The 25,018-nt window shown below is 50.1% G+C and carries 25 protein-coding genes and 2 pseudogenes; 5 read left to right on the top strand and 22 right to left on the bottom strand.

The features are described 5' to 3' along the window. Window positions 1-43: 43 nt before the first annotated feature. The 11 genes from ACE5LO_RS10545 to ACE5LO_RS10495 form a co-directional block, all read right to left on the bottom strand. On the bottom strand, window positions 44-643 hold the full coding sequence (locus ACE5LO_RS10545) for a response regulator (RefSeq protein ID WP_375519984.1): 600 nt from the start codon (window positions 641-643) through the stop codon (window positions 44-46). Beyond that, window positions 640-1,776, bottom strand: coding sequence for a histidine kinase (locus tag ACE5LO_RS10540; protein ID WP_375519983.1), 1,137 nt, complete (start codon window positions 1,774-1,776; stop codon window positions 640-642). The genes ACE5LO_RS10545 and ACE5LO_RS10540 overlap by 4 nt, the downstream gene beginning before the upstream one ends. Before the next feature lie 83 nt (window positions 1,777-1,859). Next, a complete protein-coding gene (desA, locus tag ACE5LO_RS10535) occupies window positions 1,860-2,915 on the bottom strand; it encodes a Delta(5) desaturase DesA (protein ID WP_375519982.1) in 1,056 nt (351 codons plus the stop codon). A 156-nt stretch (window positions 2,916-3,071) separates the two neighbouring features. Continuing rightward, complete coding sequence (locus tag ACE5LO_RS10530) at window positions 3,072-4,256, bottom strand: ABC transporter permease (RefSeq protein WP_375519981.1); 1,185 nt, start codon at window positions 4,254-4,256, stop codon at window positions 3,072-3,074. After that, window positions 4,240-5,589 (bottom strand): HlyD family secretion protein, encoded by a 1,350-nt coding sequence (locus ACE5LO_RS10525; protein WP_375519980.1) that lies wholly within the window; start codon window positions 5,587-5,589, stop codon window positions 4,240-4,242. Before ACE5LO_RS10525 ends, ACE5LO_RS10530 begins: the two co-directional genes overlap by 17 nt. Before the next feature lie 75 nt (window positions 5,590-5,664). Continuing rightward, a complete protein-coding gene (locus tag ACE5LO_RS10520; RefSeq protein ID WP_375519979.1) occupies window positions 5,665-6,177 on the bottom strand; it encodes a MarR family winged helix-turn-helix transcriptional regulator in 513 nt (170 codons plus the stop codon). Window positions 6,178-6,393: 216 nt separating this feature from the next. Then, complete coding sequence (locus ACE5LO_RS10515) at window positions 6,394-7,266, bottom strand: carbohydrate ABC transporter permease (protein ID WP_375520099.1); 873 nt, start codon at window positions 7,264-7,266, stop codon at window positions 6,394-6,396. 39 nt (window positions 7,267-7,305) lie between these two features. Beyond that, entirely contained in the window at window positions 7,306-8,187 is an 882-nt protein-coding gene (locus ACE5LO_RS10510) for a carbohydrate ABC transporter permease (protein ID WP_375519978.1), read from the bottom strand. A 31-nt stretch (window positions 8,188-8,218) separates the two neighbouring features. Continuing rightward, window positions 8,219-9,547 (bottom strand): extracellular solute-binding protein, encoded by a 1,329-nt coding sequence (locus tag ACE5LO_RS10505; protein ID WP_375519977.1) that lies wholly within the window; start codon window positions 9,545-9,547, stop codon window positions 8,219-8,221. A gap of 116 nt (window positions 9,548-9,663) precedes the next feature. Next, complete coding sequence (locus ACE5LO_RS10500) at window positions 9,664-10,464, bottom strand: response regulator (protein WP_375519976.1); 801 nt, start codon at window positions 10,462-10,464, stop codon at window positions 9,664-9,666. Beyond that, on the bottom strand, window positions 10,427-12,223 hold the full coding sequence (locus ACE5LO_RS10495) for a cache domain-containing sensor histidine kinase (RefSeq protein WP_375519975.1): 1,797 nt from the start codon (window positions 12,221-12,223) through the stop codon (window positions 10,427-10,429). Before ACE5LO_RS10495 ends, ACE5LO_RS10500 begins: the two co-directional genes overlap by 38 nt. A gap of 206 nt (window positions 12,224-12,429) precedes the next feature. On the opposite strand from ACE5LO_RS10495, the gene ACE5LO_RS10490 reads away from it, so the two are divergent. After that, on the top strand, window positions 12,430-12,822 hold the full coding sequence (locus ACE5LO_RS10490; protein ID WP_375519974.1) for a hypothetical protein: 393 nt from the start codon (window positions 12,430-12,432) through the stop codon (window positions 12,820-12,822). 140 nt (window positions 12,823-12,962) lie between these two features. Here ACE5LO_RS10490 and ACE5LO_RS10485 read toward each other — a convergent pair whose 3' ends face one another. Together ACE5LO_RS10485 and ACE5LO_RS10480 are read right to left on the bottom strand one after the other, a co-directional pair. Continuing rightward, window positions 12,963-13,349, bottom strand: a complete 387-nt coding sequence (locus ACE5LO_RS10485; protein ID WP_375519973.1) for a VOC family protein — start codon at window positions 13,347-13,349, stop codon at window positions 12,963-12,965. A gap of 94 nt (window positions 13,350-13,443) precedes the next feature. After that, window positions 13,444-14,352 carry a PhzF family isomerase gene (locus ACE5LO_RS10480; RefSeq protein WP_375519972.1) on the bottom strand — a complete coding sequence of 303 codons (909 nt, stop codon included), beginning with the start codon at window positions 14,350-14,352 and terminating at the stop codon, window positions 13,444-13,446. 75 nt (window positions 14,353-14,427) lie between these two features. Between ACE5LO_RS10480 and ACE5LO_RS10475 the strand changes: the two genes are divergently transcribed. After that, entirely contained in the window at window positions 14,428-15,504 is a 1,077-nt protein-coding gene (locus tag ACE5LO_RS10475) for a hypothetical protein (protein WP_375519971.1), read from the top strand. Window positions 15,505-15,563: 59 nt separating this feature from the next. Here ACE5LO_RS10475 and ACE5LO_RS10470 read toward each other — a convergent pair whose 3' ends face one another. Continuing rightward, window positions 15,564-16,067, bottom strand: coding sequence for a WapI family immunity protein (locus ACE5LO_RS10470; protein ID WP_375519970.1), 504 nt, complete (start codon window positions 16,065-16,067; stop codon window positions 15,564-15,566). 232 nt (window positions 16,068-16,299) lie between these two features. Here ACE5LO_RS10470 and ACE5LO_RS10465 point away from each other — a divergent pair, with 232 nt between their 5' ends. Further along, window positions 16,300-16,590 (top strand): hypothetical protein, encoded by a 291-nt coding sequence (locus ACE5LO_RS10465; RefSeq protein ID WP_375519969.1) that lies wholly within the window; start codon window positions 16,300-16,302, stop codon window positions 16,588-16,590. A gap of 9 nt (window positions 16,591-16,599) precedes the next feature. Continuing rightward, on the top strand, window positions 16,600-16,995 hold the full coding sequence (locus ACE5LO_RS10460; RefSeq protein ID WP_375519968.1) for a type II toxin-antitoxin system RelE family toxin: 396 nt from the start codon (window positions 16,600-16,602) through the stop codon (window positions 16,993-16,995). Between the two features lie 215 nt (window positions 16,996-17,210). On the opposite strand, the gene ACE5LO_RS10455 is transcribed toward ACE5LO_RS10460, so the two are convergent. The 3 genes from ACE5LO_RS10455 to ACE5LO_RS10445 all read right to left on the bottom strand — a co-directional run bounded on the left by ACE5LO_RS10455 (window position 17,211) and on the right by ACE5LO_RS10445 (window position 21,530). Next, entirely contained in the window at window positions 17,211-17,888 is a 678-nt protein-coding gene (locus ACE5LO_RS10455) for a deoxynucleoside kinase (RefSeq protein ID WP_375519967.1), read from the bottom strand. Further along, on the bottom strand, window positions 17,885-18,508 hold the full coding sequence (locus ACE5LO_RS10450; RefSeq protein WP_375519966.1) for a deoxynucleoside kinase: 624 nt from the start codon (window positions 18,506-18,508) through the stop codon (window positions 17,885-17,887). Before ACE5LO_RS10450 ends, ACE5LO_RS10455 begins: the two co-directional genes overlap by 4 nt. A gap of 301 nt (window positions 18,509-18,809) precedes the next feature. Then, window positions 18,810-21,530: a family 78 glycoside hydrolase catalytic domain gene (locus ACE5LO_RS10445; protein WP_375519965.1), complete on the bottom strand. Its 2,721-nt coding sequence runs from the start codon at window positions 21,528-21,530 to the stop codon at window positions 18,810-18,812. A gap of 139 nt (window positions 21,531-21,669) precedes the next feature. On the opposite strand from ACE5LO_RS10445, the gene ACE5LO_RS10440 reads away from it, so the two are divergent. Next, window positions 21,670-22,527, top strand: a complete 858-nt coding sequence (locus ACE5LO_RS10440) for a helix-turn-helix domain-containing protein (RefSeq protein ID WP_375519964.1) — start codon at window positions 21,670-21,672, stop codon at window positions 22,525-22,527. A 303-nt stretch (window positions 22,528-22,830) separates the two neighbouring features. On the opposite strand, the pseudogene ACE5LO_RS10435 reads toward ACE5LO_RS10440, so the two are convergent. From ACE5LO_RS10435 to ACE5LO_RS10415, 5 genes and pseudogenes are all read right to left on the bottom strand, one after another. Then, window positions 22,831-23,061, bottom strand: a pseudogene (locus tag ACE5LO_RS10435) (zinc ribbon domain-containing protein); the annotation flags it as partial. 155 nt (window positions 23,062-23,216) lie between these two features. Beyond that, a pseudogene (gene tnpA / locus ACE5LO_RS10430) lies at window positions 23,217-23,648 on the bottom strand (IS200/IS605 family transposase). A gap of 106 nt (window positions 23,649-23,754) precedes the next feature. Then, a complete protein-coding gene (locus tag ACE5LO_RS10425; protein WP_375519963.1) occupies window positions 23,755-24,231 on the bottom strand; it encodes an RHS repeat-associated core domain-containing protein in 477 nt (158 codons plus the stop codon). Next, window positions 24,228-24,479 (bottom strand): hypothetical protein, encoded by a 252-nt coding sequence (locus ACE5LO_RS10420; RefSeq protein ID WP_375519962.1) that lies wholly within the window; start codon window positions 24,477-24,479, stop codon window positions 24,228-24,230. Before ACE5LO_RS10420 ends, ACE5LO_RS10425 begins: the two co-directional genes overlap by 4 nt. A 149-nt stretch (window positions 24,480-24,628) precedes the next feature. Continuing rightward, a complete protein-coding gene (locus ACE5LO_RS10415; protein WP_375519961.1) occupies window positions 24,629-25,009 on the bottom strand; it encodes an Imm50 family immunity protein in 381 nt (126 codons plus the stop codon). Between the last annotated feature and the right edge of the window lie 9 nt (window positions 25,010-25,018).

Here is a 25,018-nt window from a genome sequence, read left to right as displayed (position 1 = left end):
AACATGTAAAAGATGCCGTCTTGTATTCGAAAGACGGCATCTTTTATTTAAACCAGCCCTTATCCTTAAAGCGGGTAATGGCCTCGATCCGGTTGCTGACATTAAGCTTGTCAAGGATAACCGAAATATAATTGCGGACCGTGCCTGCCGTCAGAAACAGCTCACCGGCAATCTCTTTGGTCGTCTTGCCCTCGGCAATCAGCATCAACACTTCCTTCTCCCTGTCGGTCAGCGGATTCTCTTCACCGAATGTTCCGTCTACCAGCTCGGGAGCATATATTCTTCGTCCGGCCATGATGCTGCGGATCGAGGAAGCCAGTTCCTCGCTGGGGCTGTCCTTCAGCAGGTAACCGTGTGCGCCTGCCTTCAATGCCCGTTCAAAATAACCTGGCCGTGCAAAGGTCGTTAGAATCAGCACCTTGCAGCCGAAGCCCTTCAATTCCTCCGCCGCCTCCAGCCCACTTTTAAGCGGCATCTCGATATCCATGATACAAATATCCGGACGGTGTTGATGTACCAGCCTTACGGCTTCCTCACCATTGCCCGCTTGACCGACGACCTTCATATCCTCTTCTAAATCCAGCAGAGAGGCCAGTGCCCCGAGAAGCATACGTTGGTCTTCAGCGATTACAATCGTGATCATTTCTCTGCCTCCTTTACCGGCTGCTCCAGGACATTGGGGACCTGTATGACCAGCTTTGTGCCGTTGTCTGAACGAACATCTATACTTCCGTTCACAAACTCAAGGCGCTCTTTCATCCCACGCAGCCCATTTCCCCGGAAATGAGCGCTCTCCTTAGGCAGGCCTGTTCCGTTGTCTTCCACTGTTAATGTCAGTTCGGTTCTGGACGGCTCGATCCTGACGTAACAGGCGCTCGCAAAGCTGTGCTTGACAATATTCGTCACTGCTTCCCTGAGGCACATGCTCAGCACATTCTCATTCAGCAAGGAAACATTTGTCAGATGGGGATCACCCTCTACAGTAAGCGTGATTTGGGCCGCCTTCAGCATTTGCCGAATACGGGAAATTTCATCCTCCAGACTCGTTCCCCGCATCTCGGTAACCATATCCCGTACTTCCTTCAATGCACTCCTGGCTGTCTGACGCACATCTTCGATTTCGGCCCTGGCCCGTTCCGCATCCTGAGTGATCAGCTTGCCTGCCAGGTCACTCTTCAGCCCGATCAAAGATAGCTTCTGACCGATCGTGTCATGCAGATCCCTGGCAATTCGCTGCCGCTCCTCCAGCTTGACCAGCTCGGAGATTCTTTTGTTCGCGTTATTCAGTTCTCCCAGCAGACGGTCGCTTTTATTCCGGGTATACGTAGTGACAGGCAAAAGAATAACCCCAATGGTACTGACCAGAACGAAAGGCAGCTGTGAAATGAATAACGGATTCCGTGAAACGAAGCCGTAATTGATCGTTGCGATGGCAGTCACAAGATGAATCGTGTATAACGTGACAAAACCGGCCCGGTTCCGGATATTCCCGATAAAGAACGCCAGAAAGAGTGAAAAATACACATATCCGAACAACAGCGTCATCGTAATGGAAATCAAAATTTGCATGCTGGTCCAGAAGTATACGAGCCAGCCCTTTGACAGAAAAGACAGAACATAGCAGGCAAAAAAAGCGATAATCATAATACAGCCCAGTACGACCTGATACGTAGAGGACGAACGAAAAATAAAGTAGAACGGGAGAATGTACAGGACAACCCATATATAAGGGCTGAGCCCTGTACTGCGGTGAAAAATCTGATACCATTTCTGCATTGCCGTCCTCCCAGCACCGTGCGTTATAACTGAACCATTTATATTTAGCGTTTCAATCATTTTAACACAATCTCGGCGGAGGATTATTCGCCCTGAACATTAGGTTTGGTAATTAACCGATTAGCCGCAGCATCGTGATGATGTGCTTTCCGTTTCACATTGCTGTAGCCTACAAAAGTCTTCCTCTCCTCATCCCACAGCCGGAAGCGGAGCGATTGCAGACTTGTCCGAATGGTGATGGTCGTCGCTTTTTGCAGCGGAGGCGCGGCATGATGGGCCTTTTCCAAATTGTAATTTGGTACTTTCGGGCTCAAATGGTGAACATGATGGAAGCCAATATTACCTGTGATCCATTGCAAAGGCTTCGGCAATTTATAATAAGAGCTTCCTTCCACCGCCGCGTTCACATAGCTCCATTCTTCATCATGCTCAAAATACGATTCCTCAAACTGATGCTGCACATAAAACAACCAGATGCCCAGCATACCTGATACAAAAAAGATTGGCACCTGCACCAGCACGAAGGACTGCCAGCCGATCGCCCAGCATAACAGGGCGTATAGAACAACAATGGAAACATTGGTGATGTAGGTGTTTATTTTCTCTTTGCGTTTGGCTCCTTTGCGGTTAAACCGGTATGAAAACAGAAACACATACACTGGCCCGGCAACAAACATGACAAACGGATTACGGTACACCCGATAGGCTACACGTGTCCAGAAAGAAGCCTGTGCATATTCCTCAACCGTGAGCACCCACATGTCGCCTGTTCCTCTTTTATCCAGGTTGCTGCTCGTCGCGTGATGGATCGCATGTGTGTTCTTCCATTGCACATATGGACAAAGTGTAATAATGCCTGTAATGGTGCCCAGAATATCATTGGCACGACGGCTTTTGAAGAAGGACTGATGACCGCAGTCGTGGAAGATAATGAACGTGCGTACCACAAAACCGGCCGCGAGGATCGTAATGGGGAGTGTGAGCCAATAGGATACGGCAAGGCTTAAATAAGCCGCATACCAAAGCACGATCAAGGGTATAAGGGTGTTCGCAAGCTGGAATAAACTCGACTTCTCATTAATTTGTTCATAAGGGGCAACTTTCTTTTTCAGACTGGACAGGATGTCATTTCGGCTCATGCGTGATTCCTCCTCCATATTGTCGCAAGCGCTGCCGTTTTTTTAAACCACCGGATGCACTCTATGACTCTGTATCTATCATAGATAAAAGCATCCGGTGGGGGTAGTCGCAAACGTCAATACTGGAGTATGACAAATGTCATATCGTTTTTTCCTTTAGGAATGAGCCAGAGTCTGCTGCTGTGGGAGCGGCGCCTCATCCCCCTTGGCTTCCAATTTGCTCAGCTTCCTTTTTTCAACTGCCATCAAGACTAGAATGATTGCTGCAAAAGCGCTGAGTAATATGAGGATACCTCCCAATTCTTGAATAAAGTAACGAAGCTCGCCGCCTCTGAATCCCATCCCCCGCAGAAATTTGAAATGCCAGGTCAAGGGCAGGATGTTGCTGACCACCTGCAGCGGACCAGGGAGCATGGCGACCGGCAGTTGCGCTCCGCTGAGCAGGAAGGAGGGCATCATCAGCAGCATGATTCTGCCGGATGCTTTCTCCGGAGTAGGAGCACTCCAGCCAACCGCCATCGCAAACAGGCTGAGTGTTGTCGTATACAGCATAAACGGAATCAGCATGTCGAGCAGACCGGCTTCAAACCTTAACCCGCCAAGCTGCTTGATCAAACCTATGGACAGGAAGAACGAGATGCACCCGACCAATGCGTACGGCAGTACCCGCAGCAGAATTCCGACAGGATGATTCATTTCCTCCCGCAGACGCCCCTCTGACCGCAGCCGGGGAACGATGGCCAATGCAGCACCGCCGATCAAGGACAGCATCACCGTATTCACAAAGCCCATCACCGAGCTCATCATCGTGCTGTTGGTCGGATTATACAGCAGCCGCTGCTGCACCACCATATTAGAGGTCATGCCTGAAATCTGGCTGTCGGTCAAACCAGAGGCCTTCAAGCTCCCGGCAGCAAGCACGGCATTCTCCGCTGTGATCACTTCCGTGACACCTGTACGCAAGCTGGCTGTGGCCTGTGCAACGGTATTGTCCACATAAAGACCGATATTGCTTTGTTTTCCCTGCAGTCTGTTGGCTTCCAACCCGTCGGGCAGATAGATGACTGCGGAAAACTGTTCGTTATAGAGCAGCATATCCGGATCGGTATCATTTTCAAATACTCTTTTGACATGGATATACTGGGAGGCGTCCAGCTTGGTCATCAACTGGCTGCTGTAGGCGCTATGGTCCAGATCAATTACAGCAACCGGCGCTTCATTGATCTGGCTATTCTTAAAAACATAACCGAACACTGCAGCAACAACGATAGGCACAAGCAGCAAAATAAAAACGCTCTTGCCGCCAAGCATATGCTTCCATTCATCAATCAGCGCTTTCATGCACTTGTACCTCCACCGTCATTCCTGGCAGCAGATTTTCAGTACGCGGCACCTGCACACGGACCTGAAATGAACTGGTATCTGCTTGGCCTTTGTCACGGCTCATTCTCATATTGGTATATTGAGGAGCAGAAGTAATGTACTCCACCGTACCATCAACATCCTGATCCAAAGCCACAATGTGTGAGGTTACTTTGGACCCGGCCTGGAAGCCGGCGACATCCGCTTCTCCCACATAGAGATCATAATACAAATCATCCGTTTCGATCATGACAACCGAGGAGCCTGCAGATACATTCTCTCCCAGCTTCGGTACAACCCGCGTCACTTTGCCGTCTACAGGAGCCTTCAGCACCGTGCGGTCACGCTGCAACTGCAGCGATTTCAGTTGAACCTGCAAAGCTTCCTTTTGCTTGGTCAGGACATTCACATTGTATTCGCCGTTCTCGACCTCATCCCTGGATTTAGAGGTTTGCGTTAACGCTTCTTTGGCCTTCTCGGTCTTGAGACGGGCCTGCTCACGCTCCTCGGCGGTGGCTCCGGCCTGCATCTTCTGCAAAGCGGTCTGCTGCTGTGAAACCGTATTTTGCGCGATACTCGCCTGTTTGGACGCTGTTGCTACCGACGCATTGGCAATTTCGAGCTGATCCTGTGCCGTTTCGAGCGCGATTTTGGCTGAATCCAGCTCATTCTGGGCTTTGTCCAGTTCTGCCTGGCTGGCGACACCGCTCTCTTTTAACGCTTTGACCCGGTTATAGCTCGTCTGGGCCAGCTCAAGTGACTTCTGCCGGGACGTGACCGTCTTTTTGGCGATTTCGACGTTTTGCTTGGCTGTCTCCACAGCCGTCAAGGCATTCTCTGCAGATTGCTTCGCCGAGGCCACGGCCAGTTGCTGCTGCTGAATATCCTCGGCCCGCGCCCCTTTATTCACCTGAGTTTCGGCTGTTTGTGCAGCCTGAATGTCAAGCTGGGCCTGCTTTTCCGACTCTGTGATTTTATCTGCCTGCACATTCAGTGAACCCTTGGCTTGTGCGATTTGCACGTCCATCTGGGCAATTTGTGATTGCAGCTTTGCGATCTCCAACTCTTTGTCCACCGGGTCCAGGGTCATGAGCACATCGCCCTTTTTGACCTGCTGCTCTTCCTTGACCTGAATAGCGTCTACCTTGCCGCTCACTCCCTGAAAAGAGGCGTTCACCGTATCTGCAGCGAGCAGCGTGTCTTTCTCCTGTGCAGCCATACTTACTGCATCCTTGCCGCTCATCGCCATTAAAATCCCGCCCGCACCCAGGGCGACGATCAACAAAATATAAGGGATAAATTTCCTCAACATATCTATTCTCCTCGTAAAAAAATAGTTTATAAGACCTCATATAGTACGGCATCGAACTATATGAGAAAGAAAAGCTCAATTATTTTTGAACCTTTCCAACCCGTCGCTAAGCTTATGCAGAAGTCTCACTAATGTCTCATGATCCTCCTCTGTAAAATCCTGCATGATACCTGCAACCAAGGAAGCATACGTAGGCACCGTAGTATTTATAAGCTCCACACCCTTCTCGGTCAGGTGAATGGCGGTCATTCTGCGATCATTCAGGCTGGCCCGTTTGATTAAACCATCACGTTCAAGACCGTCAATCACACTGGTCATCGTGGAGCGCGTAACCCCTGAATAAGCAGCCAGCTCCGACGGAGTCAAGGATTTTCTATACACAAACAAGGGCATCAAAATCTTCATTTTGCCGACCGAAAGGCCATGCTCGGACAATTTTCCGCTTATTTCATTAAATACTCCATGAGTTGTCTGTAAATAAAACATCATGGTACGCAGGCTTCTCGCTTCTAATTGTGGAAAATGTTCCGCCAGCTTCCGTACCCGCACATCCACTTCATCACGTTTGCGGTTGGCCTCAAAGTTCATTGCCACACTCCTTTCAAACATATTCGCCATCCCATAATACGACGTCGAACTAATTTCGGTCAAGATAAATGTTATGTAAATCTAACTATATACCGCAAATGCGACTTTAACGCAAAAAGAGCCCTTGGCTGCAAGCCAGAGAGCTCCTCGTCAGTATTACAACTTCATCCATCCGTTCCTTGAGTGCGTCCGTTGAGTTCATCCGATTGGATCACGCTAACCTTTAACCGAGCCTGCCGCGATGCCTTCGACAATGCGGTCGCTCAGGATGAGGAACACCAGTAGAATGGGCAGGATGCTGATCATGAGCGTGGCGCCGATGGCTCCCCAGTCTGTCGTATACTGGCCGATGAAATTTTGCACACCGACTGTCAGCGTTTTGTACTGATCCGAGCTGATAAAGGTATTTACAAAAATAAATTCATTCCAATTATAGATCATGTTGATGATCGCCGTGGTCGCCATGACGGAAGAGGTCATCGGCAGCACAATCCGGAAAAACATCCGGTTCACGGAGCAGCCGTCCATCACTGCCGCCTCCTCCACTTCTCCCGGCAAAACGTAATAGAATCCGAGCAATATCATGATTGTGGTCGGCAGATTAAAAGCGACGTAAGAAAGGATCACAGATAACGGATTATCCGTTAAATTCAGCTTCTGGAACATACTGAACAATGGAATCAGCGTGGAATGGACCGGAATCATCAGCCCGACCATAAACAGCCCCAGCACGAAGGAACTGCCCTTCCATCTCATACGTGTGACCGCAAAGGTGACAAAGCTGGCCAGCAGTACCGTAAGCACAAGCGACACGACCGTAATCCAGACGCTGTTCATGAAATAATTGCCTATATTGCCGTTCGACCATACCTTGGCATAATTATCCCAATGTGGCTGCGGCGGGATGGCAAAGGGCGGCATGTTGAACACTTCCTGATTGTTTTTCAGGGAAAACAGCAGCAGCCAGATTAACGGCGCAAGCTGCAGGACGGCTGCGGCAATGAGAATAACGTACAGTAAAGCATATCCAGCCCGGCTCCATAATCCCCAACTGCCCCCCACCTGCCGCTTCAGCGCATGCTGCATCATCGTTCCTGATTTCATAAACGATCCCTCCCTCCTTTCCGCCTATGAATACTGAATCGTATCCTTGGTCGCCGTCACCTTGCGGATCACAAATGTTGCGGCCAGACAGATGAGCAGCAGAAAAAATGCGACAGCACTCCCATAGCCGAAATCAAAGCCGCGGAAGGCCTGATGATACATATAGGACGCCATCACTTCACTGGCCCCGTTCGGGCCGCCGTCGGTCATGACATAAATCAGGTCAAAGTACTTCAAAGACCCGACAAACGATAATACTACGGTCACCTTAATGACCTCACTCACGAGCGGAAGCTTGATGCGCAGCGCGATTTGCAGTGGATTAGCCCCGTCAATCCGCGCCGCCTCAATGAGCGATTCCGGGATATTTTTGAGCCCGGCATAAAAAATGAGAATATAAAACCCCGCATACTGCCAAATGATTGGAATAAACAGCGCGAACAGCACGATAGAGGGCTCCGCCAGCCAGGCTGGCGGATTTGGAATGCCTATAGACATCAGCACCGTGTTCAGCACTCCATTGGTGGGATGATATATTTTCATCCACAGTTGCGCAATCGCCACCGAAGACAGCAGCATTGGAATGAGATAAATTTTACGCAGCAGGTTGGCGCCTTTGATTTTGCCTGACAGCACGAGCGCAATCAGCAGGTACCCGATCAAGCTGATGCCGGAAAACAGGGCCAGCAGCAGCGAATGGTACGCACTCTGCCAGAAGGCGGTATCCGCCAACAGATCTTTGTAATTATCCAGCCCGACAAAGGACATGGGAGAGATACCATCCCATTCGTTCAGCCCGTAGTAGCCTGTCAGTACGATGGGAACGTAGATGACGGCCAGCAGCAAAAGCAGGGACGGCAGCACGTACAGGGCGATGATGAATTTATTGGACATGACTTTATTCACGGCTCGGGTCCTCCTCTATTTCCGGGCGCGGTCAATTGCCTTTCTCCACCGCCTGCTTGTGCTCCGCTGCAAACTGCTGCGGCGTGACCGCTTTGCCAAACAAGGCCTGAATCATGTTCAGATGCACCTGCGCCGCATTCGGCTTCATCTTCACATCCGCGAACAACGTAATGCTGCTGGCATTGTTCAGTTCGTTCAACAGTTCCACATACAGCTGCGGCAGATTTCCTTTCGAGGTGTCCACCTTGGTCGCCGGGATGACACCCGCATCCGTCACGGATTGTTCGCCCCATTTTGCCACAAAATATTCCACAAACGCCTTCGCTTCTTCCTTCACCTTGGAGTTTTCTGCTACGAACAATCCCACGCCGGGACCGCCCACCCAACTGTTGACATTGCCTTTGCCACCGTTCACGGTCGGGAACTTGAAGAAACCGATGGAGTCCTTAAATTCCTGCGGGATATCCGGGTTGGTCGTAAAATTCGGCAGCTCCCACGTGCCCATCAGATACATGGCTGCTTTCCCGTTCATAAACTCCGATTTGCCTTCATCGTTGGACAGTCCGTTAAAGCCTTTGTTAAACGCATTCATATCCACCAGGCTTTGAATTTCAGCTGCCGCCTGCACGAGACCCGGATCTTCGAACGAGCCGGTGCCGTCGATGGCCTTGGCCAGCGCTTCGTTCCCGGCAATGCGGTCAGCCAGATACATATACCAGAGCGATCCGGTCCAGCGGTCTTTGTTGCCGAGCGCGATCGGTGCGACACCATTGCCGGCAAGCGTCTGCACAACCTGCTTGAATTCATCGTAGGTCGTGGGCACTTGAAGGTTATATTTTTCAAAGATGGCCTTGTTATAATAAATAGGTGAAATGTTCAGCTCGATGGGCAGCGCATAGGTTTTGCCGTCCACGGCGTAAGCTTCCGTCGTTCCCGCCACAAACTTGTCCTTGAGCTGTGCTCCGTTCAGCAGGTCATCCAGCGGTGTGAACAGACCGCCTTTCACGTAAGGCTCCATAAATCCGGCCGCCCACGTAATGCCGATATCCGGTAGCTTGTTGGAGGCGGACAGCACCTTCAGCTTGTTTTTGTACTGCTCGTTTTCCAGAACCTCCTGCTTGATGACCACATTCGGATGATCCTTCTGATACTGTTCGATAATCTGGTTGACCAGCTTATTCTGCTGTGCCGAGCTGCCGGCTGGCCATAGATGCATCATGTTGAGCGTAATTTTTTCTCCGCCGCCGCCAGCCTGCGAATCGCCGTCCCCGGCATTTCCTCCCGCTCCACCGCATCCGGACAGTACCAGCATCAATGCAAGCATAACGATAAACCCTGCAAACACTTTGTTTTTGGACATTCCCAAATCCTCCCCCAGTGTGACTACAAGCTTTTAAATGTAACCGCTATCAAAAACCATTTTAGCACCGGGTGCCCGCCACTCACAGACCACAGCTATTGGCAATAACTCCATTATTATTGGATTTCTTCCGGACGGTCCGCCATCTGTTGTCTGTACCGGCTTGGGCTTACTGTCTCCAGCTCCTTGAACACTTTAATAAAATATTTATCCGTTCGGTACCCCACCCGGCTGCCGATTTCCGTCACCGAGAGCCGGGTTTGCAGCAGCAGCTCCTTGGCACGCTGAATCCGCAGCCGGGATACATATTCACTGAAGGGCGTCCCTGTCTGTTCTTTAAAAAGCACGCTGAAATAGCTGGCATTCAGATGAAGACGTGCCGCCATATCCGCCATCGTTAACGGTTCGTGGATGTGCTCTTTGATATAATCCAGCGCTTCTTTTACCGGCTCGCTCATAGTCGCTTCCCTGCGGTTAGCCTTCAGCAATGCAGGGTCCACCAGCTTCTCCAGCTTTTCATGCAGCTCCCGCTCCTCCTCAAGTCTGAGCGCCTCACCGGCCGCCTTCAGCAGCTCCTGCTTGTCAATCGGCTTCAGCAAATAATTGACGGCGCCCAGACGCAAAGCCTGCTGCACATAATCAAATTCCGCATATCCGGAAATGACCACAATACACGGCTTGCGTACATGACCATCCAGGGAGCGGATCAGGTCCAGGCCGCTGATCTCGGGCAGACGGACATCCGTAATCAGCAGGTGAAAGACCTGCTGCCGCAGCTTATCCAAGGCCTCCACCCCGTTCTCCGCCGTTTCGATCCGGTATCCCCCTCTGCCTGCGGCCTCCAGCGTCTGCTTGATGCCCTGCCGGGTACGCGGCTCGTCATCCACGACCAATATCGTTTTTAGCGTCAGTTCCATGCCCGCCGCCTCCATTTTCATTAGGAATGTCAAATGAAATCATCGTACCTGCGCCGGGTGAGCTGACGATCCGCAGGCCTTCAATCGTTGTGCCTGCCCCCGCATAATACAGCTTTAACCGCTGCTGCACATTTGCCAGTCCCATGCCGGTACCTTTCCCGGCAACAGACGGCCCTCCCTGCAGCGCTCTGTATAATGCTGCATATGTATCACGATCCATGCCCGGGCCGTTATCCGATACCGCAACTCTTGTCCAGCCCTGCCGCACAGAATGTTCGATCCGCACCTCGATAACTCCGTTGCCTCTGCTGCTTTCGACACCATGAAGAACCGCATTTTCGACGATCGGCTGAATGAGCAGTTTGGGCACAGGCACTGTGACCAATTCCGGTAACAAATCCATCCGCCATGACAGCCGTTCACCCAGCCTCATCTCCATAATCTGAAAATACCGCCTGATGTGCTCTGTTTCCTCACCAATGGTTACCCATCCGTCCCTGCCCTGTTGATCAATGGTATAACGGAACAGCCTGGACAGGGACACCATCAGTCCGGCCAGTTCTTCCTCCCCTTTTTCCTGCAAAGACCAGTTAAAGGCCTCCAGCGTATTAAACAGGAAATGCGGATTGATTTGTGCCTGCAAAGCCTTCAACTCGGTGCGACTCTGCAGCACTTCTTTCTCGTATACCACCCGGATTAACTCATTAATATTGGCGATCATGGCATTGTACGTATGGTTCAGCTCTCTCAGTTCCAGCGCGGCGGGCGACTCAGGCTGCAGAGCCAGCGCGGCAGGGCGTGATTTGCGCATCACCCGGATCAGGCGGCTGATCGGCCGGGTAATCATCGTGGACAGGAGAAAGGACATCATCAGGAATAGCAAGGTGCCGATAACACAGGAGACGAGCATAATCGTCCTGAGCACCGAAAGGCCTTCCGTCACAAAGCTTACCGGTGTCAGCACCAGCAATGTCCAGTTCGTTCTGTCCGAGTACTGCTCTACTTTGACATATTCCCGGTCCCTGAATTTCACCGTCTGGCCGCTGCTGTTTAAAAGGGGCAAAAGATCGACTGCAGGGAACCCTCTGTTGCCCACAAGCTCCCCTTTTTCGTCCACCAGCAAGATGGACTCCCCGCTGCCGCTTCCGGTCATGGGATCATTCAATTGGAAGTAGCTGCGCTGTACACGGGCAATCAGATATCCACCGCGCGAAAACCAACGTTCCAGCAAGCTGACCTGACGGATGGCCAGCAGCGATTGCGGGTCATGCGGATCGGTGCCGATCCAGACCAGGCGCCCTTTCTGCCGATTGGCCTCCGCGATATAACTGCGGTCAATCCGGCTGTCCAAGGTCCCTTCCCGCAGCGGAAAGAGTAAGGTGCCGTCGGCATCATATAGCTCCAGTGATCCGACGCTGGGCATATAGGCCTGGTAGCTGAACATGATCTGCAGCAGGGACTGCCGCTGACTGAACGTAACCTTCCGGCCGCCCAGCTCCTCCAGCAGCAATTGCTGCACTCCCTGGTGATTGGCCACCTGCTCCGTCAGGCTGTCAATTTGCCCGATCAAGGCATCCAGACGCCCGTTGGCCTGCACCGCTGTCTGCTGGATGTGCCGCTCGGCGTTATTTTTCAAAATATAAGATACTCTATTGTAAATGAATGCCCCCGTCACCCCGATCATGATCACCATAACGAAGAAAAATCCGATAAAAATCTGATTGCGTAGTGTATTCAGGTTTTTCCATCTTTCCCCCATCGGCTTCGCCCTCTCAAGTCTCGTGATCTCACAAATAAATATACACGAGATTAATTGATAGCGATTACAAAATATTCTTCTGCCTTTGCTCAAGAAGGAACATTTTACTTGCCTATCCCGTTGGATGCGATTATAGGCAATCTACTATTATGGGTTCCTCCATCAAACAACGGCTGCTATAATACTCTTAAGGGAGTGATTCGACTATGGAAGCAGAGCAAATTTTCAAAATGCTTGAGGGCGTTTTAGACGCTAAACTCAAACCTCTCCAACAAGAAATAACGGATATGAAGCAGGATTTAACCGATTTGAAACAGGATATGGTCGGCGTGAAGCAAGAATTGTCCGATTTGAAACAGGACATGGTCAGCGTGAAGCAAGAGTTGACCGATTTGAAGCAGGATACGACCGAGATGAAGCAGGAAATTAGTGGTCTGCATAATAAATTGGATTTGCTCGCCTCCGAGCAGCCGGATGATACCTTAGCTTTGCTGCAAATCATGAATACAAAACTGGATAGCATGCAGAAAGATGTTGAGTTTACTTTTTTAAAAACCTCGAAAAATGAGCTGGAAATCAATCGTTTAAAGACACAGTGAAAGGCAGCAATGACTCGTAATTGCGGGTCGTTGCTGCCTTATTTGTCAAAATTAGATCACAAGTGTATCCCCTATCCCATTTCAGGAACAAAGAAATCGCCCACGGATAGAGGGACATTTTCCATGCTTTGTTGCTGCTGTTAACTGTTATATGGCGCACCGAACTCAATAATGTTGTGATCCGGGTCCAGGATAAAAATCTGTGCAAACCCGGCCACGCTATCGGGACGCGCCTCGTAGTTGACGCCAATGCTCTCCAGCCAGGCGACAGTCTTTGAATGGCTCTTCACCCAGATAGCAAAATGGCCGTCCGTCGTATCGATGCCTTTGGTGCGCAGCGTCTCCCCCGGCGGATGCTCCAGCAGATGCAGCTGTTGATCCGCGCCTACGGCATACCATACTCCTTTGGACCGGAACGGTGGCCGTTCGATTTCCGGGAAACCCAGCATCTCCGAATAAAACTTCTTTGCTCTTGCAAGATCTCTTACTGCCAAGCTTACGTGATGCAAACGTTCAAATTCTATCATGTTCAGCGCCTCCCTTGTGTGTTTAGGCCAAGCTTACCCTTAGAGAAAATCTCCTGAACAGCTTCTTCAACTGTTCAGCGAATATGGAAGGATGCTAAAATACGAACTTTGCTTGATAAACGATGACGGCATGACCTGCTATACGGACGGAAACAGGTATGCCTTCGTTCAGTAGAACTTCCACCTCGACGGTTCCGGGTCTTCCCATAGCCTCTCCCTGCCTGCTCCGAAAACGAAAAAGCGAGGGCTCTGAAGATTGGACAAGTTGATGTCGAATCAGATAAGGACCTAACGGACCGTTAGCATTACCTGTCACCGGATCCTCGTTGATACCGATTGCAGGCGCGAACATCCTGCCATCCACCAGAACATCGTCATTTCCCGCAGCCAACGTAAAAACATAGTACCCATTGCATCCGATGGACTTGCTCAACTGCGATAGTGCCCCATAGTTAGGATCGATTTGATTCATTTTGTCCTTGTTTTTTAATGGGATCATTACTTTCGAGTGCCCCGTAGAAACGATTTGCACTGGAGCATGAGCTATTAGATCGTCTTCCGATAATTTCAGAGCATTTAAAAGTTGCGCTTTATTCTCGCCCTCAATGGCAGGACCAAAATTTATGCCCCCTTGCTCCATCACGATTTTATAATCATGACTCTCGCGAACGATATCGACAGGCAGGATGCCTGCCCCGGTTTTGTGTAATATCCTTGTCGATTCCAACTGCAGTTCGGTTGCCCGTGCATAATGAGCTGCTATGGTCGCATGGCCGCAAATCGGCACCTCCACTATGGGCGTGAAGAAACGGATGTGAACATCATAATCGGGATGGCCGGATGCAAATATAAAAGCCGTTTCCGAATTGTTCACCTCCCTTGCGATTTGCTGCATTTCGGCATCCGATAGACCCTCGGCGTTGACAACAACACCGGCTGGATTCCCGGCAAACCTATCTTTGGTAAACGAATCGATTTGATAGTAACGATACTCTCTTGTCATACTTGCTTCGCCCCTCTCTAGCTTCGGTCTCATATAGAAGGTATAATGGAGGAAAATCATACCAAAGGAGTTTATATGGACTTTTACTCATTTTACTCACGCCTCGGATTTACTTTCTTCATTTCTTTAGTCTTAACACTAGCTGCTGCTGGAACAGCACCCGCTAACGCCACCACCGCAGATTCAAGCACGATGCCCCATCTTTCCGGTGAATATGATGCATCCCCAACAGGTGATATTGCCTATGTCGCTGCTGATACCCTGTTGTTGTACAACCCGCACAATTCGGAACAGCCGGACGGCCGGGAATTGTATACTTCCGGCGGAAGTCTGCTGGATCCCGCTTTCTCGGCTGACGGGACCAAATTGGCATTTATAGAGACCTGGGGGCAGACCGGGTTATTGCGTCCAAACCTTGTTGATGACAATGACAACGTGGTAAGCGCGATCAAAGTGCTGGACTTGCAGTCAGGCAAGCTAAGCAACTTGATTAACGTAGACCATTCGATTTCGGAGATAGAGTTCGCACCTGATGGAAAATCCGTATTTTTCCTGCAGGCAGAGACCAAAAAATCTGTGTCTTTCTATGAAACCAGAAGCTCGACCAGCTTTGATGTCTATCAGATACAGTTGAATGCCAGCGTTCCGGTCAGACATACACAGCTTGAAAGCACACGTATCCAATCATTGAAAGTCGCACCGGATGGACAATCTTTCTATCTTGCGTTCCCGAACAATTCCCAGCCCAACAACCAGTCCGCACAGCAGATCAGGGAATTTACTCTAGGAAGCGGCAGTGGTTCCGGTACCGCCATTTCCCTCAGTCGCAATGGGAGCATATCCGATTTTGCATGGAACAAGGAGCAGACACTGCTGTACTACCAGTCAGAAGTCCAATCCGGGGGAGGCGGATCTTCTAAAGATGAGCTGTTCGTATACAATCCTGTGACGAAAACGGAGAAGCAGCTTACCTCGTTGGCAGACTATGTCTATCGGCCTGTGGCCGCGGGTGACCGCTTGTATTTTATGACAGGCTTAAACCGTTTTATCCATAGCCAATCCGTATTATACGTCATGCCTGCAGCCGGCGGCGAGCCTATCCCAGTAGAGCTTCCGGCACCAAAGGAAGAGCTTCGTATTATTACGCTTTAAGCTGAGGAGCGCCGCAGACTGCGGCGCTTTTATATTGGTTATGGAATCGATCACGGACTTTATGGGCGGGAGATTGGACGGTTCCGTGCTGGAAATGACGCGATCAGCCTCTCCAATCCTGCGGCGAAATCACGCAAACTCCTGACGTTTGTATGATATTCATAGTTTAGAACGGAGCTTTGTTCCACGATCCGTGCAGCAAGGTGACCTGTAACCTTGAACTGCTTTCTATGGATATCATCTCTTTCCAGCCTAAAATCAAGTTCAGGCTCAATAGCACTAAACCAACCCGTCTCCTTGTATGTATTGCATAACGCCTCAGCTTCAGCCTGCCAGTGCAGGAGGCTTCCACTTTCCAGATAAGGACCGTCTACTTCCCCGGCAAAATTCAGGCATTCGACCCGTATTCGGCATTTCAGCCAGTCAATATCCGACGCATCCAGCATTACTTGAGGCGACTCATATCCGTAGACGCAAATTAAAATCCGATTCTTTCCGTCACTGGAGACCAGTTCGGCTGATGGGTAGCTTGATAGCAAGTCCTCCCACTCTTTCCCGAGCATATAAACATCCCCTCTCTACGTCAAGAGCTTAACAGAATGCGGTTTCCAAAAACAAGGGCATTACACTGCTAGCAGCACCTGATATGTACTAAATCGGGGTTGGAACAAAAAAAGCAATCAAGCAAACTTCTACGTGTAATTTTCCGTAATATCATACGCAGAAGTGGGTGGAAGTGGTATACTTAAAGATACAAATGGAATAATATAAATTAAACCAAAGGAGAGGATAGGGATGGGAACCGTGGTTAAGCCAACATTTAACGTGGATCAAATGATAACCTCCTCCGAAGCTTCAAAAAAATTTGGAGAGCTTCGTAAAAAGGCACAGCAGCTTCCTCAATACATTACGGAAAATGGTTCGGTTGAAACGGTCGTGATCGGTTACAAAATGTTTGAACAGCTCTTTGATCGCCTAACCCAGCTGGAAGAAAAAGAGGAAGAACGTATCTTGCTTGAACGTATCGAAAGCCTTGATGGGAATCCAGCATCCGCAAAATCTTGGAAAGAAATTCGCCGGAATTAACAAAACTGAATGGAAGAACGGTTTGATGTTCGTCTGCATGAAGCAGCTGAGAAAGAATATAACCGGCTGGATGGTTCTGTTCTGGAAGAGGTCAACAATGCGATTGACGAATTAATATATCGAGCAGATGAAGTAGGCAAAAAATTAAGCAATCATGCCCAGACCAAGCTTGCGGGTTGTAAAGAAATCAAACTCCGCAGTGCAGGCATCCGGATTGTGTTTCGGGTCACCAATGAAATCGTAGATGTCCTCCGCATCGTACATGTACTTACGATTGAGAAAAGGACACGGGACTTGGCTTTTACACTGGCGCATAAACGCTTAAATACTGTCAGAAGTATTCCCAAAGACCAGATGAGGAAATATCTCGAAAAGTTAGAACAGTGGAAAACACGATCCCGTTGAGACTGCCATATAAAGCAGTCTTTTTTAATTGTACTTATTCATAATTCGCTTCTGAAGCTCGTTTCTAGACCCCCCTTTTTTTAATTCAGGGTTATGTGAATAAACAACTCGCAGAAAGGCCGCCAGAAATCTCTGACAGCCTGTTATAACATCTATTTTTTTGCAAGGCACAATACAGGCACCGTATCAAACGGCCTACAAATGCAGTTATGTTTTCAGCCTATTTTGTTCAATCCGTTCAGCCTGTTGGTCTGAATGACCGTGCTGACCTCGGCCAGAATACTGTCCAGCGAAGCCGGGTCATTCACATCGTATTCATCAATGTTCAAGCGCAGCACCGGGCAGGCTTTAAGCTGTTCGAACTCGTCGATCCACGCGGAATATCTCGCATGCATATGTTCCCAGTACGATACATCGGTCTGAATTTCCATCTCGCGGCCCCGCTCCTTGATGCGGGCCAGAATGGACGGCAGGCTGCCTTCCAGATAGACCAGCACATCCGGGTGCGGGAAATACGGGGTCATGACCATCGCATCAAACAAACTGGTATAAGTCTCGTAATCCGTCCTGGACATCGTGCCTTGATCCGCATGCATTTTGGCGAAAATGCCCGTATCCTCGTAAATCGAACGATCCTGCACGTAACCGCCACCCGCTTCAAAAATGTTCTTCTGCTCTTTAAAACGCTCAGCCAGAAAATAAATCTGCAGATGAAAGCTCCAGCGCTCGAAATCATGGTAAAACTTCTCCAGGTAAGGATTATGCTCGACCTTCTCTAGGGATGTTTTAAAGCCGAGACGGTTCGCCAGGGCAGCAGTCAGCGTTGACTTACCAACCCCGACAGTGCCGGCCACCGTAATAATTGCGTCAGACGGGATATTAAAATCATTCATTGTATAAGCTCCTTTACTTGGGCGGCGATCCGGGCAAACTGTTCCGGATGCTCGACAAAATCAACCTCGCTGCCGTTAATAGGAACAATGACGGTAGCAGGTTCACGTTCAGCCAGGGAAGTCATCGCCGTATCGTAATCCTCGATCAGCTGCTGCAAATAAGCCGGATCAATCTGCTCCTCGAAGTCTCGGCCGCGTTTGCTGATGCGGTACAGCAGCGTATCCAGATTAGCCCGGATATACAGAATGATATTCGGCTTGGGTAGATCGTCGGTCAAAATATGGTAGATCTGACGGTACTTTTCCCGCTTGATCCCCTTAAGCGTGCGTTCGGCGAAGATCAGGTTTTTATAAATATGATAGTCCGAGATGACCGGCTTGTCCTGCGCAATGTACTGCAGATCCGTATCTTCAAGCTGCTTGTAACGGTTGCAGAGAAAGAACATCTCCAGTTGGAAGCTCCACTCGTCTATATTTTGATAAAACTTGTCCAGAAAAGGGTTCTCTTCTACGATTTCTTTCAGAATGGGGATGTTCAGTTCGGTGGATAACATGGAAGCAAGTGTGGTTTTTCCGGCTCCGATCGGTCCCTCCACTGCAATAAACGGGCCTCGTTTCATAAGCTCCTCCTCGTGCGGGCATTACGTGTAACAGCTCTATTCCTGCAAAATAAACAGACTCAAACATTGTACCACACGAGGGCGGATTAGCAGATATGTAAATTGTTCTGGGGCGCTCCGAGAACGAAGCTGCTGCGTGCAGCCCTAAACCTAAAACGGGCAGAGATCGCTAATCTCTTGCGAATTCTTATTTAGAACAAAAAGGCGAGGATAGGAGCTAGTTTCCCCTGTTCTCGCCCTTTGTCCTTCATGCCCATACACGTCTTGGTGATCTCCGTAAGCGCGAGGCTACCGTGTTTCCTTAATTTTGCTTAACCAATTCCACAGCCGGATATGTCCATTCATATCTGCCCGAGCCGACGGTCAAAGTTACCTTTTGCTCCGTTTCCGAGATATTCAACACACCTTCAGCAGTCCCGGCAGGCTTTCCGCCCTCAAATAGTTCCCCCATGCTGGCTCCCTGCAGCACAATTTCCGCGCTCGTATTGACCGGAATTTGCACATTGACCGTCATAGTTCCAGCGGCCATCTGCCAGGAAGACTCAATCAACCCGTAAGGAGACTCAAGCGTTGCGCGGGCCGAAGTGAGCTGTCCAGCAGCAAAATGCGGCTTAATCAGGATCTTTTTGTATGCCGGCTCGGCTTCGTTCATGTTCAGGCCTGCCACATAACGGTAAAGCCAGTCTCCAACGGCTCCGTAAGCGTAGTGATTATAAGAATTCATAGCATCACTCCAGAACGAACCGTCCGGCTTGATGCCGTCCCAATGCTCCCAAATCGTCGTGGCTCCCCGCTTGACCGAATACAGCCAGGATGGATACTCTTCCTGCAGCAGCAGCTTTACAGCGGTATCGTGATATCCGTTGTCGGACAGCACGATGCACAGATAAGGAGTTCCTACGAATCCGGTGGTCAGATGATAGTTATTCTTCACGATCAGCTCGTTCAACTCGCGGGCTGTGCGCTGTTTGACCACTCCCTCCACCAGATCAAACATCAGGGCCAGCACATGCGCGGTCTGAGTTGGAGCCGCCAGCCTGCCGGCAGGCGTTACAAACTCTTCCCGGTAGGCTTTTTTAATTTCAGTCAGCAGCTCGCTGTAATACCGCACATCCTCGGCACGTCCAAGCACCACGGCGGCATCTCTTACGATTCTGGTAGAATAAGCGAAGAAAGAAGTGGCCACCATATCAAGCGGTGTCGCTCCGACATAACTGTTCTCCTTGGCGTCCAAGCCAAGCCAGTCGCCGTAATGAAAGCCTGTGTTCCACAAGTATTCCTGCTCTCCCTGGCTGCGAATATAATCAACCCATGCTTTCATGCTGGCATACTGTTCTTCCAGCAGATACACGTCCCCATAACTGAGATACATCACCCACGGGCAGACGACAGCGGCATCGCCCCAGGCTGCCGAGGTTTGTTCTTTGCCAGGATTGGCAGCGGTGCCTTCCAGGACATTCGGAATGACGAACGGTACACTCCCGTCCTTATGCTGGTCCGCTTTGAGATCCCGCACCCATTTGCCAAAGAAAGGGCCCACATGATAGTTGAAAGCCGCCGTACGAGCGAAGACCTGGGCATCGCCGGTCCACCCCATGCGCTCATCCCGTTGCGGACAATCCGTCGGAACATCCAGGAAATTGCCGCGCTGGCCCCATACGATATTGCGCTGCAGCTGATTGACCAGCGGGTCCGAGCATTCAAAGCTGCCCGTCTTTTCCATGTCTGAATGCATGACCTCCCCGCTAAAAGCTGCAAGCAGTTCCTCATCGCCCCATGCCTCCAGCCCTTCAACCTTCACATATCTGAAGCCCTGAAATGTAAAATGCGGGGTATAGTCGACCTCTCCCCCACCCTTGGCTGTATATTCAACCCGCTGCCCTGCCGAGCGTAAGTTGCCAGTGTAGAAATTCCCCTCCTGATCAAGCACTTCCGCATGCTGCAGAGTAATCGTGCTGCCTTCCGGGATATGATTCTTGAACTTGATCCGTATGCGGCCAACCATGTTCTGTCCCAGGTCCAGCACTTTTTCACCTGCTGGGGTTGTGATGACTTTTTGCGGATATATCCTTTCCGTTACCCGTACAGGCCAGTTCTCCTGCGCTACCAGCGGTTCAAACGGCAGCTCACACATTTCCGTCCCGCTCCATCCGGAATCGTCAAATGCGGCCTCGCTCCATCCCTGCTGCTCAAGCCGGGCATCATAGCTCTCTCCGTCGTAAATGCTGGAGAAACGAATCGGGCCCAGGGAGGACTTCCAATCCTCATCGGAGGCGAGGACCTCTTCGCTCCCATCGTCATATTGAACGTGCAGCTGCAGCAGCAGCGCTCTGCGGTCCCCGTAATGTGCCCGTTTGTTATCCCAGCCAAGTCGTCCCTTATACCAGCCGTCTGCCAGCTGTACACCGATCCCGTTGGCCCCGCTCTTCAGTTGTGCAGTCACATCGTAGGTCTGATACTGTAAGCGGTGGTGATAGCTGGTCCATCCTGGGGTCATCCACTGCTCGCCAACCCTGCTGCCGTTCAGAAAAATTTCATATAAACCCGCAGCCGTAGCATAAATACCGGCCGATTTTACACCTGACCGCAAGCTAAACGAACGCCTCAGCATAAAAGCTGGCTCCGCCTGCGGGTCAATGGCCTCCGAATCAGGGGTAATCCACTTGGCCTGCCACTCCCCGCTGTCCAGCAGTCCGGTCTCCCACCATGCAGGAGCGCTCCATCCTGAATCATTGCCCCGATCGTCCCAACACCGGACCCTGAACTCGTAGCGGCTGCGGGACTGAAGGGGCGGACCTTCATATTTGACTTGAACGGACCGATCGGATTCGACACGGCCTGTATCCCAGAGCGGCGAAGCAAAATCATCCCCAGGCCGCGATACCTGAACCCGATATGCTGCCTGATGCGTCCCCCTTGCCGTTGCATTTAGCTTCCACCCGAAACGCGGACTTCTTACCCCGCTTCCCAAAAGAGAAGTCCTGTATTCGCAGGTTAACCCTTCCACTTTGAACTGGCTCATTGGCCATCCTCCTTCACCCGTTCATCCTCCGGGCTTGCAATTGAATCCAGTTTCATCTTACGATGAATGTAAACGCTTGAAATGTGCTGATTCGGACATTTTTAGATGGGTGATCGGACATTTCCTGGAGGTGTGGCTAATGGCTGTCCGGCGCAGGATCGACCTGCTGAGCGGTTCCGCTTTTTTCTCGCAAGGGCTGCCTTTATACGTGAACCGGGCCGTGGAATCTTACGAGCTTCATGAGCACCGGCATGATTTTCTGGAAATCAGCTATGTCAGTGAAGGCTCGGGAACACATCTCGTGGGAGATAACTCCTTCCCGGCCGTGCGCGGAGCTGTATTTTGGCTGCCGGTAGGCCTATCCCATGTGTTCAGACCTGCTCTCAAGGCTGGTGGGACTCTAGTCGTTTACAATTGTGTGATCTCCATGGATGCCCTGACGGGCTTGCTGCACTCTTTTCCGGGGGGAATAACGCTGCTGCCCCTGTTGGAAGTCGATCAATGCCTGCATTACCAGGATCAGCATGGCGAAGCCGAACGACTTTTCCAGCAGTTACATTATGAATATGAAGCGGAGAGGGCCGGCCGTGAGGCGGCTTTGTATGCACATGTTATTCAGTTGCTGTTATTTATCTTCCGGCTGCATACGGAACCCGAGCCAGAGGAGACACCTTCGTCGCTCCGTCTCGGGGAGGTGCTGCATGAGCTGCACACACGTTTCCAGGAAAAGATTAGTGTGGAGGAAATCGCCCGGCGGATGGGGGTTGGCCCCCGTCAGTTTCACCGTATTTTTCGCAAGCAGACCGGCATGAACATGTCCGAATATGTGCAAAATGTGCGGATCACAGAAGCCTGCCGCCTGCTCCGCACCGGAGATGGCAGGATCGGCGATATTGCCACGGCAGTGGGGTATCAGGATATGTCCTATTTTCATGCTCTTTTTAAAAAGAAAACCGGCGTCACTCCGCAGGTCTATCGGCAGCAAAACAAAAAATAAAGCAACAAAAAAAGCGACCACACTCGCTCGCTTTTTTGCTCATATTTTAAGTTTCAGTTTTCTCCATACAATATGTTTGAATAATCGCAGAAATATAACAAGTGCTGTAAAAGCAGTTCGTTTGTTTGCATTGTGAAAAGGACACTTGTGTCGATTTTCTGATAATGATTTCTTGAGTAGACTTGTCTACTTGAAGCCTCTCATGGCTAAAGCCGCGAGATTCCTGGGTAGTCCGTTCTATTGAACAGAATTAGCACGTGATATGCCGCCAGGCTATCCCCGCAGTCCCTGCGGTTCCTTTAACTATTCAGTCAGAAGTCTTTTGCCTTCGGCAAGGATATTTTTGCTTGCATTGTTGTCACGGTCATGGTGGCTGTGGCATGCTGGACATTCCCACTCCCGCAGACGAAGGTCTTTGACTTCTTTATTTTGGTAGCCGCAACACGAACAGATTTGAGACGAGGCAAAGGTTTTACCTACGGCCACAAATCTTCATCCGTACCACTTAGCCTTATATTCAAGCATCTTTCTAAACCACCCTGCACTAAAGTGCAGGGATTTATTTAAGCGACTGAAAGTCGCAGTTTCGGCTAAAGCCGGCTGAAGATAACGGACTGAAAGTCCTACCCTACACTGAAGTGCAATGAGATGTCCTCTTGCTTAAGCAAGCTAAAGTTCGTGACTAAAACTCACTCTTCGATCTTGAATACTTCGTCGATTTTGGAGTTCCCTTGGTCTTCGATATATTCTTTGATCATTTCTTCGGTAACTGCTCCGACTGTTCTACAAAAATACCCAGGTGCCCACAAATGCTGACCCCAGTACCGCTTCTTCAGCTCCTGAAATTCTTCCTGCAACATTTTGGAAGATCTTCCTTTCAGGTACTGTAACAACTTGCTTGGGGCTATCGTTGGTGGGCACGATACCAGCAAATGAACGTGTTCTTTTCCTATACTGCCTCGGATGATTTGTATGCTTCTCGCTTCACATCCTTGGCGGATTCATTCTCGTAACCGTTCTGCTACTGCACCTTGTAATACCTTATACCGATACTTTGTTGTCCATACGATATGGTATTCGATATCATACCTTGTATGGCTTCCGTTTTGGATATATCCCATTTTTCTCACCCTGCTACATTATAGCAAAGATTTAGGACACTGAAGTGTCTGCAAGTCCTGAAAGGATCCACTGGCTGAAAGCCAGTGGGTTTAGACCAGGAACTTATTAACTAAACAATCCCTTAATCGCATTCCCCGCAGCGATAGCGCCTTCTGTGCCGTACTTCCCAGCCTGCTTCATGCCCGGAATCGGTACGAAGCTTAGCGATGCCCCTATCCCTTCCGCCCAGCGCTCGGAGACGGACAACTGCTCCCCTGTTACCAGATTCACTCCGGTAAAGGCCTGCTGGAAGCCTTTCAGGGTGCCTACTCCTGGGATCATGTCCACCAGGAAGTCTCCTCCCCTGAGCATCCAGGAGTCCGAATCCCGGCTTAAGCCGAACGGATCGACGTAGGAGATCGGGTTGCCGTTCACGTAAGCATAACGGTTAAGCGTCGGCGTATCCGTGATCGTGCCTGTTACGACGTCTCGGTTGATGAACCGTTTGATTTCCGGATTATAGTAGCATGCACGCATATGGTACAAGCCGTTTGCATCCGTCATGACACCGTCACAGGAACGGCTGTGATGCATTGCCTTCATGCGAAAGCAATTCGCCATACGGCCCGTATTCGTACGTATCCGTTACTTCCGGTCAGCGTCACTGTGCTGCCGCGGCGGTCGTAATGGTACGTCTGGTAGGTGCCGGACATATCTTGACGGCCCAGCAAGCCAAGTCCATATACATAGTACCCGAGTACATTGCCGTTTGCATCCTTTCCCATCAGGACCTGGGACAAGGCTGCCTGCGGGTTGATCACATACTTGGTGGTCACTCCATCTGCCATCACCGAAGTGCGCACATTCTCACTGTTATAACAGTAGCTTGCGCCCCTCATGAGGGTAAAGTTGTTTTAGTATAGCCGTCGATTCATTCGGCACTGGGTAGCCCCCACCAGAAATAAGCCCTGAAAGGCATGTAGCCATTCAGGGCAATTATTTAATTACAATAGCCAGTAACAGATTGAATAAATCCTGATTCAGCCTTAATTAGGGCATTAACCGTTCCAGTAATTTTAACTACAATTAAATCGTCTTCATCCTTGAAGATTTCAATATTGGCGTTGTAGTCAAAAGAACCAGAATTTAGTGTGATTTCCTGAATAGCCGACAAGTCAATTCTAACAGCAACAGCATTGTCGCCTAGTTCCGCCCACTTCTTGGGTGGTCTTTCGGCATAATAAGGCATATCAAATTTAACTGCAACAACACGTCCTTCATCATGGATGTTTACTTCAGCAATACGAACGTCCTTAAGTTCAGGTACTCGTTCATACAAACTTACTAGAAAATTGTTTCTTTCCAAGACTTCATACCACACTTCTTAACC

Origin of the sequence: Paenibacillus medicaginis (assembly GCF_042138635.1) — a bacterium.
GTDB lineage: Bacteria > Bacillota > Bacilli > Paenibacillales > Paenibacillaceae > Paenibacillus > Paenibacillus medicaginis.
The sequence above is the reverse complement of the archived record's forward strand: the minus strand, read 5'-3'. Positions and strand labels throughout refer to the sequence as shown.

Excerpts from the sequence above, each read along its gene's own strand:
- ACE5LO_RS10545 (WP_375519984.1), bottom strand. The coding sequence starts at position 643 with ATGATCACGATTGTAATCGCTGAAGACCAACGTATGCTTCTCGGGGCA.
- ACE5LO_RS10540 (WP_375519983.1), bottom strand. The coding sequence starts at position 1,776 with ATGCAGAAATGGTATCAGATTTTTCACCGCAGTACAGGGCTCAGCCCT.
- desA (WP_375519982.1), bottom strand. The coding sequence starts at position 2,915 with ATGAGCCGAAATGACATCCTGTCCAGTCTGAAAAAGAAAGTTGCCCCT.
- ACE5LO_RS10530 (WP_375519981.1), bottom strand. The coding sequence starts at position 4,256 with ATGAAAGCGCTGATTGATGAATGGAAGCATATGCTTGGCGGCAAGAGC.
- ACE5LO_RS10525 (WP_375519980.1), bottom strand. The coding sequence starts at position 5,589 with ATGTTGAGGAAATTTATCCCTTATATTTTGTTGATCGTCGCCCTGGGT.
- ACE5LO_RS10520 (WP_375519979.1), bottom strand. The coding sequence starts at position 6,177 with ATGAACTTTGAGGCCAACCGCAAACGTGATGAAGTGGATGTGCGGGTA.
- ACE5LO_RS10515 (WP_375520099.1), bottom strand. The coding sequence starts at position 7,266 with ATGATGCAGCATGCGCTGAAGCGGCAGGTGGGGGGCAGTTGGGGATTA.
- ACE5LO_RS10505 (WP_375519977.1), bottom strand. The coding sequence starts at position 9,547 with ATGTCCAAAAACAAAGTGTTTGCAGGGTTTATCGTTATGCTTGCATTG.
- ACE5LO_RS10500 (WP_375519976.1), bottom strand. The coding sequence starts at position 10,464 with ATGGAACTGACGCTAAAAACGATATTGGTCGTGGATGACGAGCCGCGT.
- ACE5LO_RS10495 (WP_375519975.1), bottom strand. The coding sequence starts at position 12,223 with ATGGGGGAAAGATGGAAAAACCTGAATACACTACGCAATCAGATTTTT.
- ACE5LO_RS10490 (WP_375519974.1), top strand. The coding sequence starts at position 12,430 with ATGGAAGCAGAGCAAATTTTCAAAATGCTTGAGGGCGTTTTAGACGCT.
- ACE5LO_RS10485 (WP_375519973.1), bottom strand. The coding sequence starts at position 13,349 with ATGATAGAATTTGAACGTTTGCATCACGTAAGCTTGGCAGTAAGAGAT.
- ACE5LO_RS10480 (WP_375519972.1), bottom strand. The coding sequence starts at position 14,352 with ATGACAAGAGAGTATCGTTACTATCAAATCGATTCGTTTACCAAAGAT.
- ACE5LO_RS10475 (WP_375519971.1), top strand. The coding sequence starts at position 14,428 with ATGGACTTTTACTCATTTTACTCACGCCTCGGATTTACTTTCTTCATT.
- ACE5LO_RS10470 (WP_375519970.1), bottom strand. The coding sequence starts at position 16,067 with ATGCTCGGGAAAGAGTGGGAGGACTTGCTATCAAGCTACCCATCAGCC.
- ACE5LO_RS10465 (WP_375519969.1), top strand. The coding sequence starts at position 16,300 with ATGGGAACCGTGGTTAAGCCAACATTTAACGTGGATCAAATGATAACC.
- ACE5LO_RS10460 (WP_375519968.1), top strand. The coding sequence starts at position 16,600 with ATGGAAGAACGGTTTGATGTTCGTCTGCATGAAGCAGCTGAGAAAGAA.
- ACE5LO_RS10455 (WP_375519967.1), bottom strand. The coding sequence starts at position 17,888 with ATGAATGATTTTAATATCCCGTCTGACGCAATTATTACGGTGGCCGGC.
- ACE5LO_RS10450 (WP_375519966.1), bottom strand. The coding sequence starts at position 18,508 with ATGAAACGAGGCCCGTTTATTGCAGTGGAGGGACCGATCGGAGCCGGA.
- ACE5LO_RS10445 (WP_375519965.1), bottom strand. The coding sequence starts at position 21,530 with ATGAGCCAGTTCAAAGTGGAAGGGTTAACCTGCGAATACAGGACTTCT.
- ACE5LO_RS10440 (WP_375519964.1), top strand. The coding sequence starts at position 21,670 with ATGGCTGTCCGGCGCAGGATCGACCTGCTGAGCGGTTCCGCTTTTTTC.
- ACE5LO_RS10425 (WP_375519963.1), bottom strand. The coding sequence starts at position 24,231 with ATGAAGGCAATGCATCACAGCCGTTCCTGTGACGGTGTCATGACGGAT.